Below are 11,143 nucleotides of genomic sequence, written 5' to 3' on the forward strand. Positions count from 1 at the left end.
CTTGTTCGGGTGTGGGGTAAAATCGAAACGAATAGGCTTTTTCCATACCTCACATTTTAGCATATATTTCGTAAACGATGCTCATATTTAACAGTAAAGCCGTCGTAGAACGACGGGGTTTCAGACCCAAATTTTCGATGAAGGAGGTAGAGTGCTTTCGTTCAATCCAACTGTCTGGCTACCAATCTGGCAAATAATCCTTCTTGGCTAACCAATTGGTCAAATGTTCCGATTTGAACTATGCGCCCACCTTCAACTACATAAATTCTATCAGCATTGTGAATGGTACTCAGACGATGGGCAATGACGACGCGAGTAGCTTTCAACCTATCTAAGCTTTCTGTAATGATCAATTGGGTTTGATTATCTAAAGCGCTGGTAGCTTCATCCATCAAAATAATTTTGGGTTTCATTACCAAGGCCCGCGCAATCAAAAGCCTTTGTTTTTGCCCACCGGAAAGGTTAGTTCCCCCCTCGCTAATTACAGTATGCATTCCCATGGGCATTTGTTTGATATCTTCTGAAAAACCCGCCATTTGTGCAGCTTCCCAAGCTTCTTCCAAGCTAACCAAAGCCCCTGCTGTAATATTGTCAAATAGCGATCCGGCAGAAATACGAACATTCTGGAGAACAACGCCCAATTGCCGTCGAACTGCTTGAATGTTCAAGCCTGCTAAATCCTGTCCATCATAATAAATCGTGCCGCTGAGAGCCGTTTCAAAGCCTAACAATAAACGAAAAATAGTAGATTTTCCACTGCCACTCGGTCCAACGATCGCCACAAATTCCCCAGGTTCAATGGAAATGCTCACATCTTCTAGAATCAATGGCCCATCTTCTCGATAGCGAAAGGTGACATGACTTAAAGTTATCTGTCCTGTTAAACGACCCGGATCTGCTTTAGTAGGATCTGACTCAGGGGCAGATGTTAAAATTGGCTGAATTCTCTCCCATAAAGGAACAATCCCCAAAATATCAGTTAAGGTATTGCTCAAATCTGTTGTCCCCCCTAAAAAAGTGCCAAAGGCCGAATTAAAGGCGAGAAATCCTCCTACCGTCAGTTTAGCCGTAGCGGCTGCCCCCTGAGCTTCACCCATTTGAATAAAGAGAATTGCAAACCAGAATATCCATACTGAACTGATTAAGGAAAGGGCTTCATTAAAAACCGTTACACTGTCATCAAGGCGCTTGATGCTGGCTTGCAATTTGATTCTTTGACTATATTGTTTTGCCCAAGCAGCAAAAGCTCTTTGTTCGGCGGCAGCAACGCGGAGTTTAGCCACCCCATTAATCAGTTCTACTGTTAACCCAGTAATTTGACCATCAATGTTTTCTTGTAATCGTTGTTTTTGAATAATCTGTTTACTCGATACGAAGGTGATTAGGGCAACGAGAATAGATAAACCGATGGCAATAAAAGTTAAGGGAACACTATAAACAAACATCAAGGCGAGGTTAATTAGAGAAAATACAGCACTCAACAACGTGCGTTGCGTTGCTCCACTCAATTCTCGGCGAATTTGACTGATTCCCATCAGACGATTTAATAAGTCACCGGAGGCATATTTGCGAAAAAAGCTGGGGCTAAGTTTGAGGAGTCGCTCCCACACCGCAGGCTGTAAATTACTATCGGCTACATTTTCTATCCGTATGGTTATAATTCCTTGGGCTAAACCAAAGATAGATTTACCAAAGGCTGCCGCAATTAAAGCTAAACCCAGTTGTCCCAAGAGAAGGCGATCGCTATCAGGAATAGCATTATTAATTAAAATTGCCGTTGCTTGTGGCGTAACCATTCCCAGTAGGCTACCTACTAATCCAAGTAAGATGAGCCAGAGTAGATCTTGCTGATGACCTTTAATGCCAAAATAGAAAATTTCCCAGACATTTTTCAGTAATATCGGCAAAGGCCGATAAAACATATAGGCATCGGGAGCTAGGTTAGCGGCCACTGTCGCCGTCACCGGAATGCGTTGATGGGATTCGGGAATAAACAAGACATAGTGATGCTTTTCGTCGGGCAATAAAGCAACTGGACTTTGATTGCTACTTAGGTAAGCTAATAGCGCTCCATAGTTTCCCTTCCACCAATTATGAACTAGATGCACTCGGCGAGTGGAGAATTGGGAGGCTCGAGAGATTGCCTCTAGGGGATCTTTGACTCGATGGATGTCTTCTGAACGAGCCGGGGGTAAAACCTTAATTCCTAAACTTCGTCCGACTGCTCCGGCGGCTATCAGTAGGGGGGAGCCAAGTGGCCAAAGGTCAGCTTTTTGGGGTTGCAAAACGGACATCAACTCTCCCATAGAGCTTTGCAGGGCCCTACGGTTAAGTTGTTCTCTTTGCTGAAAGCGGCTAAATTCATTTTCTGTTTCCAGTTCTTTGACCAGGCTAAAGTAGTAGAGGCAATAGCGGTGTACCTGAGCCAAACTTTTTGGTAAATCTTCTAGGTTTTCTAAGTCTTCCGTCAGACAGGTATAAACTTCAGTTGTTGTTTCTGCGGCTAAACATAGATCTGAAGCCAAAGGAATCATGGGTGAACCTGCTTCTAGTTTCAAGGCTTCACAGCCCATCCAACACATACTACCCTGATTTACTTTTATCCAAAGAATATTTTTTTCCTCTTCTCTTTTGGCAAGAAGCATCAATCCCTGGCCGGACAGCAAGGATAAAAAATGTGTATCTTGAATATAAATTCTCTCGGCTGGTAAGGAAAAAGGGCTAGGTTTTTGAGCGAGCCATTGACTAATATGGTTCAGCCAGCCTTGTAAAAGCATTCGGGCGGCTGAATCGCCATGACTGATTTGCTCAGCTAAATCTCTCAACGTCAGTTTTTCCAAGATCGCTTCTTCGAGAGCGATCGCTAAAATTCCCCATTGTTGTTCTGGGGAAATGCCTCTGACTAATTCTGAACCAAAAAGAGCTTCCCCGGCTTGAATGGTAAACATATAGGAGCGAGTCTTGGTAAGCTGAGATGCTTCCAGTTGCAGTGCAAATAGGAGTAGCGATCCTGAACGCACCACCCAGAATGTGTCCGGCCAATCTAACAGGAGAGATTCATTGCTATGGAGTTGAGTAAATTTTGGCTCTTGCTCTAAATTAGACTTGCTCATTGACGTTATCCTTTGTCCTTTCTGTACTAATTAAACGAGTATAGATTCCCTCTTGAGAGCGCAATTGTTCATGATTTCCCCGTTGTACCACTTTCCCCTTATCTAAAACAATAATTTCGTCACAGTCTCGAATAGTACTGAGTCGATGAGCGACAAGAATACAAGAACAACCTCTACGCCGCAGATTGCGATCGATGATCAACTCAGTTTCTGCGTCTAAAGCACTTGTCGCCTCATCTAAGACCAGCAAAGCCGGATTTCTCACCAATGCCCTAGCGATTTCTAATCTTTGGCGTTGTCCGCCACTCAAGTTCATTCCTCCCTCACTTAATTGGCTGTTATAGCCACCTGGAAGGTTAAGAATCAGTTCATGAATAGCTGCATCTTGACAAGCTTTAAATAAATCAGCATCGGGAACCGTTGAATCCCAAAGGGTTAGATTTTCCTTGATCGTTCCTGCGAATAAAAATATCTCCTGTTCTACCATAGCTAAAGAATTAGCGAGGATAGATCGAGGAATTTGGCTTCGCTCGATACCATCTAAAAGGATTTCCCCTGACCAAATTGGATAGAGTCCTGTGATCAATTTGGCCACCGTTGATTTCCCTGATCCACTGCCCCCCACTAGGGCGATTCTTTGTCCGGGTTGTAAAGTAATACTCAAGTTTTCAATGAGTGGGGTATCAAAGCGACTGTAGCCGAAAGTTAGATTTTGCAACTCTAATTTTCCAGATAAACGAAAAGAGATTCTATTAACTGTAACTGAGGCAGCCGCATCTTCTGATTGGGCAGATTTTGCTATGGGATCGATGGGGTTTTCTAACACATCATCCAGACGCATTAGGTCGGATTCTAAGTCTTGTAAAGTGCTACCAAAATTGACTAAATCATTAATCGGCTTGAGAAATTCATTAGTCAGAGATTGATAAGCGACTAACATACCAATACTGAGGCTACCCGCCATCACCCGCCAGCCTCCAATCAAGAGGATTAAGCTGGTAGCAAGGGCTGTCAATAGTGCAGGTAAAGCATTGAGAATCTGGGTAGCCAACGCTAACTGCTGTTGAGAGTTAAGGCTTTTAGTGTAATAGCCAGCAAATTTTGTAAATAAATCTGATTCTAACCCACTTGCTTTTACGGTTTCGATCGATTGAATTCCACCAATAGCAACGCCGAAAACTTTGCCAATTTCTTGAGAAACTCTGATGTTGGTATCAATGCGATTGCGAGATAAAGTCTGTAATGCTAAGAAATTTAAGGCGGCAAAAATAATAGTAATTACTGTCAGTACCCAATCATAGAAAGCCATTAACAAAGCATAAAAGACAACCATAAAGGTATCAATAACGGTTGTGGCTAGTTTTCCTGAGAGGATGGTTGCTATATGGTCGTTGAGTTGAGCTCGACTACTAATTTCCCCAGCATAGCGTTGGGCATAAAATCCGATGGGTAAACGCAGTGTATGCCAAAGAAACTGTCCTGACATTGAGACAGAGAGCTTGATCAACAATCGTCGTAAGTAGAGGAGACGTAAACGAGCTAAAAGTCCTTGTAATACGGTAGTGATTAACATTCCCAAAATTAGAGGACGAAGCCATTCATAGCGGTTTTCTATGAGCAAATCGTCCGTAAAAACTTGAGTAAAAGCAGGTATGGCTAGACGTGGGATTGTTAGCAACAATCCCGCTAATAGGCAAAACAAAAGAGCTTGCTGAGAGGTTTGTAAGCGAGATGTTAAAGTTTCCAGAATATTCTTTTTTTTGCCTCCCTTCTTAAATTGTGTCCCCGGCTGCATCACCAAGACCACACCTGTATAACCCGAATCAAATTCCTGGGCTGAGATAGTTCTCGGACCGACAGCCGGATCGTTAAGATAGACTTTATCGCCTTGTATTCCTTCAACGACCAGAAAGTGATCGAACTGCCAAAAGACAATATAGGGAGGTTGCAATTCTTTAACCGAGTCGAGAGATTTTCTAAACCCTTTGGCTTCTAGTCCATACAGTCGGGCTGCTTTGAGGACGTTAGAGGCTTTAGTGCCATCTCGAGAGACACCGCATTCTCGACGCAGTTCGGTTAAAGGGACGATTTTGCCATAATAACCTAGAATAATCCCCAAGGCCGCTGCTCCACATTCAACAGCCTCCATTTGTAACAGGGTGGGAGTACGGGTACGCCGCTGCTTGTGGAATCGTAACAATTGAGTCTTTAACTGGGTGAGCATCTTTTTATTTAATTAGGGTTTGCGGCAAAAAGTTTTTCGTGGGGGCAGGGTGTGGGGTGTGGGGTGTGGAGTTTTACCAGTTTTGATGTGGCCAATTACCTAATTTTCAGGGAAAAAGTGCCTAAATGTTTGCCCCGATCACTCCAATGATTGGCACTTTTTGATTGACAAAAGGTCTAAAAGTCTTACCCAACAAGGTTTTTAGATTTATTCAGCCAGCCCTAATTAAGACCTGTCAAAGAACGGAGAATCGGAATAACATAGCTGATCGGTCTTCTTTCTCCCACTTGAATCTGGATTTGTGCGGTTGTCCCACCCGATAGTTCAAGAACAGGACCTTTTGATGAAGACCACTTGTAGCCATTGTTAATGTTGTTTGAATCCCTTTCAAGCTCAGCAATCACTTGAATGCGGGGTTGCTGCCCGCTCAAGCTCTGAGCTAATTCAGGATTGCCGACTATAGTAGCGATATCCTCAGTTGTTACGGAAAAAGGGGAAACTTCAGTCACTTTTCCCAAAATTCCCCCATAACGTTCCCGTTTAATCATACTGGGTGTTATTTGAACTTGCATACCCTTCTGAATTTGTTTGCCATCTTTATCGGGAAAATAGGCAATACCGACTAAAGAGCTATCCGGTTTTTTAGTGGCAAGGGAAGCAATCCTGCTGCCTGCATTTATCACCTGACCGCTAACAATATTTACTTCTAATACTTTTCCTTCGTAGGGACTCAAAATTTCACTTTTATCTAAGATGGATTTTTGCAGTTCAGCAATACCTCGCTTCACTTCAGCAATATTGTTGGTTTTATCGATTAATGATTCTTTTTCCTGTTGATTAAGTTTGGCTTCTTCAACTTGAATTCCCTGGATTTTTATTTTGAAATCATCGATCATATTAAGACTTTGTCGATACTCACGTTCCACATTAAGTATTTTTACATCCGTATCTTTGATTTGATTTTCTAGATCCCTAACGCGATCACGATTTTGTAGTTTTTTCTCTTGGGTATTCGCCCGATCTAATCTAATTTGTTTCAATTGGGTTTCTATTTCTGATTTTTGAGTGAGAGAGCTATAATAATCTCTTTCTGCTGTTAGATATACATCTTCAGTAATTAAATTTTTATCTAAAAGATTTTTTATATTCACACTTCTTTGTTTGAGCTTGGGTAGCAATTCTTCATATTGTTGAATTTGACTTTTTAAACTATTTTCTTTGGCTTGAATAGCTTGGAAGGTTTTTTCTTCAACGTCTTGGGCTATTTGGGGAAATTCATCTAAAATGTTTTGGTAGTTTTTTCGCAGATTAACTAGAGAATCAAGATTTTTTTGGCGTAAATCCAAGGAAATTTTTTCTCGTTGTAAGCTCCGCTCTAAATTCATTCTCTGTGCAATTAGATTTTGTTTTTCTAGAGCAATTCGCTCTTTTTGTAACTCCGTTGTCTGCCGATTTTGTCCTTGCAGTTGAGCCAATTTTTCTTGTTGTTGCTGAAGTTGTTTCTTGAGAGCAGATTGGTCAACTGTTGCAATTATTTGATTTTTCTTAAGGATGGAATTGGGTTTAATATATATTTCTAAAACTTGACCTTGAGTTGAAGACTGTAGCTGAACTACTCGTCGTGGTTGAATTAATACACCTGTGCCACTAATGTTAAGGGGAATTTTTCCTAAAATGCTCCAGATTAATGTAGCCACTATCAAGGCTCCTATCGTTGTCAAAGACAACCAAGCCCTAGGATTAACTACTTCCATGAGTTCGTCAAGTCGCTCTGGAGATGAGAGTTTTTCTAGAGATTCCTGACGAAATAAACCGTCTTTCGGCTCTGGCATAATCTTGTCCTAAATATAAATTGTGAGGAAATGAAATACTAATTAATGTCTAAGTTTAATTTGCCTTCAACTTTAATCGTTTTAGCATCCAATCAAGTCTCGCCCCCCCTAGGGTGAGATTATCCATGCTGGCTACATCGATCTCATCTTCATATACTCTATCCTCTGAGAGGCTTTGCCCGACTTTATACTCAGTTCTGCCATAGCCTAGGCGACTACTCAGGTTCTGTAACCTCTGAGATAAAAGCATAAGAACAACTCGATAGAAGCGAGCAGCCATTCCTACATCTTGTTCTAGTTTGAGCAGAAATTTTTGTCGAGGTATTTTTAAAACGGTGCAATTTTCTAAAGCTACATAGGTCAAAAAAGAAAGATGTGTGTCAAGAATGGCCAACTCTCCTACGAGATTACCTTTGGCCATCTGTGCAATTTCTCGCTGCAGCAATTCTTGGGTTTCTTGATCATTCTCAAGGGCTGCAAAAATATTACTCAAAGGGTTTTTTCTTTCTTCAGAAACCAATACAGAAATCGTTCCTTGGGTGATAAAATAAAGGTTTTCTACAGGTCGTCCAGCCGAAATTATAATTTCACCGGCTTTCAATTCTTCTAATTGACCTGAAGATATCATCCAGTCAACATCACTATCACTAAGTTCTCCAAAAATCAGAGGGACATCTTGTAAGGGAGGAATTTGTCCAATTTTATCAGTCAAAAAAAGTTGAACTAGGTAATTAAAACGGTCTAGAAGCAATATAGCACTAGCGCGATAAAACCGTGCGGCAAAACCTAGATCTTGCTCTAGTTTGTCTCGTAATTGCTTAGCAGGTAAGACCAAAACCAAGACGTTATCTAGGGATTTGACGGTAGTAATTGAGGGGCTAGTTTCAGAAAAAGATATTTCTCCAAACATTTCTCCCGGCTCAAAACGAGTAATTTCTTGCATTAATTCTTGCTCTTCTTCTAAGGCTGCAAAAACCCGATCCATGCGGTTTGGGTTTTTAGTCATTGTAGCCACAAGAACCCCTTGAAGAATGATATAAAAGTTATTGACTGGATGATGTTGCTCAACCAATACAGTTTGCGCTGGAATTTGCTGACGATTTCCATGGGTTTTTAGCCATTGAAAATCACTATTATTTAGTTGTTGGAGTAGTACGTTTTTCATAGGGTAACTCAACCATTAACATTCATTTTAGTTTAGCATATCTTTATTTTGTCGACAACTAGCGATTAAATCCCTACTCCTACCTCTGGGATTTCCTCCATAGCTCTATTCAGGAGTCCCATGGCCTGAGTTGAAGCTAATTCCTCAAGTCGAAGGCTGGTCAAAGCGTACAACAGTGCGGTTTCTTGTCGTGAATTCCTTGGCTGTTTTATGTATTGCTGCTCAAATCGGGCTAGATTTTCTGCGGCTGTTTTAAGTAATTTCTGTAAAATTTTAAACGCTCCTGGGGATAAAGCTGGATTCCCTTTATAGTTTTCTAGTCTACCGCCTGAACGATATGCAGGAAAGGATTCTAATCCGACAAAGTGCAAAAACCAATCGACATTGTAATATCCTAGAGCCGCCACGATACCCCGATAATCTGCAATTAATTCATCATATAGATTATTCTGCATTGAATCGAACCACCGCCGCGTAATATAATGAGTACATTCATGTTCTAAGCGAATTTTCAAGGATAGTTCTAGCCACTGACTCTCTGTGAGTCCTAATTGCTGAGCACTTACATTGCTATAGTTGCCTGTACTTAAGATAATGAATCGATCTTGATACAATTCTTTTTTGAGAATAAGGTGTTGGAATTCCAACTGCCAATCAGTCTCATCACAACGGTGGGGATTGCGATCTATCCATTGTGCTTTATACTGGCGTATTCTCTCCCAGTTATTATAGTTTCCCACCATACAAGCTCCCATTGACTCCGGTACGAGATAGGGTTCATTGCCTTTTGTCAGTGCTTGAACTAAAGTTATAAAGTCATTGCGATCATCCGCAATAATGACAGGAATCGACCCCGCTAGGGTTTCATAAAGGATCAGGGATAATCGCTCCGGTTGGTTGAAAGTTAAGCCCGTTTTTAACGACATCCCTTCTTCTAACTTACCTTGCCGGGTAGCTTGGCGATAATCTGGCGTTTGACTGATGCCTTGCTTAATGGGAAACTGAAACTGAACTAAATGAGCTTTAAGGACTGCATACACGCCAATCTGGTGAGATTCAGTCATGTATTGTCGCCAAACCTCTAGGTGAGGCTCAGATTCTTTGGGCAAAGTTTTCCGATGATAAACATGACTAAATTTATTTTGATTGTAAGCCAGCAGTTCTTGAATTTCCTCGACACTAGCACCAGAGTCAGCTAACACCCTGCTAGAGAATTCTAAAGAATTCATAGATAGTTGTGGTGATCGCCTTTTACTCATAAAAATTCTCCCTTATTTTAGCACCAGGTTACTTATTCCACGCTAAACACACTCCATTATAAAAGGTTTAAGATCGCAGCTATCATTCGGAGCATAGTCAGAATCTTGTTGATCTATTTGTTCTGCTATCTGTTTTAACACTAGAGAAATTGGGTGGTTTGGGTATTTCAGAACAAAAAGACCTTTGCTTGCCAGTTGGAGCATATCAGAAGCATCCGGCATCATCCCGACAATAGGTATTTTATGAGTAGATTCAATTTGTTGACGAAGTTCGCCAAAATTATATCTGTCTACAATTTTGTTGACAACTAGAAATAACTTCGGAACTTTAAGACGACTGGCTACATCTAGGGTGACAGCAGTACCTCGGAGATCTTGCTCATCAGGGGTAAGAAACAGTAAAACAATATTGGAAATAGTTAAAGATAGCAAAGTTTCTCTATTGAGTCCAGGATGGGTATCCAAAAACAAATAGTCAAGCTGGAGTAATTGAATTAATTCTTCTATACCTTCCAATAACAACTCTGTATTAAATCCCTGCCGTAAAATTCGAGAAATATCGCTCACTTGGACACTCGCAGGAACCAGATAAATTAGATTCTTTTCAGTTTTTTGTTCTCCTAGTACTGAGGTAACATCGTAAGCTGATTCATTGATTTTACATTTCTGCCAAAGAAAGTCATTCAAGGTGTATTTAATATGCTTATCTTGTAGTTCAAAGAGAATATGAATACCAGGAGAGGGGAGATCTGTATCGACAATGGCAACCCGTTTACCCTGACAGGCAAGAATGGCCGCGAGATTAGCTGTAGCGTTGGACTTACCCGTACCACCTCGATACGAGTGAATGGAAATGATTTTAGGCATAATACTCAGCGTGAGAAGGGTATCTCGAAAAATTGATAGCCCAGACGTTATAATCATACAATAATTAAGGATAGCGAGGCAAGCGAACGGGGCTAATACTAGGGTAATCTCACACAATTCTTAACATTTTTGGCTTTTCGGGACTTGGTATGGTTCGATCTGGGGGCATAAATCGACTAAATCCTTATCTGGCAAGAGATTTAATTGATTAGTTCGCTCCAGATCGCCAACAATTGACAAAAATTGCGGCAATGTCTCTCTATATAGGGGCTGCTGAAAAAGTTTTTCGTGGGGGCAGGGTGTGGGGTGTGGGGTGTGGGGTGTGGGGTTTTACCCATTTTCAGGTGGTCAATTACCTAATTTTCAGGGAAAAAGTCCAGGGATTTTCCCCCCAATCACTCCAATGGTAGGCACTTTTTCAGGGAAAAAAAGTCTAAAAGCCTTATCCAACAAGGTTTTTATATTTATTCAGCAAACCCTATATAAGGGTTTCATTCCTTATAACCCCGTCCATTGCATAACAAAAACCGAAGAACCAAAAAGGCTCTTCGTTACTCTTTATGCTAAATCAACAGACAAGATGCCAAGATAACATACTTCTAACCCAAAAATTCCGAAAGTTTCTCAAGCCATAGCCTCTCCGTTTTATTAGTTTAAGTTTATTATTGATTCCCTCGACCACC

8 protein-coding genes are annotated in these 11,143 nt (G+C 41.1%); all 8 read right to left on the reverse strand.

Annotated elements, in window-relative coordinates:
• On the reverse strand, positions 1 to 46 hold a 46-nt coding region (locus tag O9295_RS27555; RefSeq protein WP_353737100.1), incomplete at its 3' end, for a helix-turn-helix domain-containing protein.
• A gap of 115 nt (positions 47 to 161) precedes the next feature.
• Complete coding sequence (locus tag O9295_RS22175) at positions 162 to 3,113, reverse strand: NHLP bacteriocin export ABC transporter permease/ATPase subunit (RefSeq protein ID WP_288035424.1); 2,952 nt, start codon at positions 3,111 to 3,113, stop codon at positions 162 to 164.
• On the reverse strand, positions 3,100 to 5,337 hold the full coding sequence (locus tag O9295_RS22180; RefSeq protein WP_288035426.1) for an NHLP family bacteriocin export ABC transporter peptidase/permease/ATPase subunit: 2,238 nt from the start codon (positions 5,335 to 5,337) through the stop codon (positions 3,100 to 3,102). Before O9295_RS22180 ends, O9295_RS22175 begins: the two co-directional genes overlap by 14 nt.
• A gap of 221 nt (positions 5,338 to 5,558) precedes the next feature.
• Positions 5,559 to 7,169, reverse strand: a complete 1,611-nt coding sequence (locus O9295_RS22185; protein ID WP_288035427.1) for an NHLP bacteriocin system secretion protein — start codon at positions 7,167 to 7,169, stop codon at positions 5,559 to 5,561.
• Positions 7,170 to 7,224: 55 nt separating this feature from the next.
• Positions 7,225 to 8,334, reverse strand: a complete 1,110-nt coding sequence (locus O9295_RS22190) for a cyclic nucleotide-binding domain-containing protein (RefSeq protein ID WP_288035429.1) — start codon at positions 8,332 to 8,334, stop codon at positions 7,225 to 7,227.
• 65 nt (positions 8,335 to 8,399) lie between these two features.
• Entirely contained in the window at positions 8,400 to 9,563 is a 1,164-nt protein-coding gene (locus tag O9295_RS22195; RefSeq protein WP_288035431.1) for a DUF7005 family protein, read from the reverse strand.
• A 72-nt stretch (positions 9,564 to 9,635) separates the two neighbouring features.
• Positions 9,636 to 10,460 (reverse strand): MinD/ParA family ATP-binding protein, encoded by an 825-nt coding sequence (locus O9295_RS22200; RefSeq protein WP_288035433.1) that lies wholly within the window; start codon positions 10,458 to 10,460, stop codon positions 9,636 to 9,638.
• A 568-nt stretch (positions 10,461 to 11,028) separates the two neighbouring features.
• The coding region (locus O9295_RS22205) for a transposase (protein ID WP_287627018.1) at positions 11,029 to 11,143 on the reverse strand (115 nt) is incomplete at its 5' end.

The organism is Microcystis sp. LE18-22.4A, from assembly GCF_027531105.1.
In the GTDB taxonomy this organism is placed as follows: Bacteria; Cyanobacteriota; Cyanobacteriia; order Cyanobacteriales; family Microcystaceae; genus Microcystis; species Microcystis aeruginosa.

Bases quoted from the DNA above. Each gene is read 5' to 3' on its own strand.
- O9295_RS22185 (WP_288035427.1), bottom strand. From the start codon at position 7,169: ATGCCAGAGCCGAAAGACGGTTTATTTCGTCAGGAATCTCTAGAAAAA.
- O9295_RS22180 (WP_288035426.1), bottom strand. From the start codon at position 5,337: ATGCTCACCCAGTTAAAGACTCAATTGTTACGATTCCACAAGCAGCGG.
- O9295_RS22190 (WP_288035429.1), bottom strand. From the start codon at position 8,334: ATGAAAAACGTACTACTCCAACAACTAAATAATAGTGATTTTCAATGG.
- O9295_RS22200 (WP_288035433.1), bottom strand. From the start codon at position 10,460: ATGCCTAAAATCATTTCCATTCACTCGTATCGAGGTGGTACGGGTAAG.
- O9295_RS22175 (WP_288035424.1), bottom strand. From the start codon at position 3,113: ATGAGCAAGTCTAATTTAGAGCAAGAGCCAAAATTTACTCAACTCCAT.
- O9295_RS22195 (WP_288035431.1), bottom strand. From the start codon at position 9,563: ATGAATTCTTTAGAATTCTCTAGCAGGGTGTTAGCTGACTCTGGTGCT.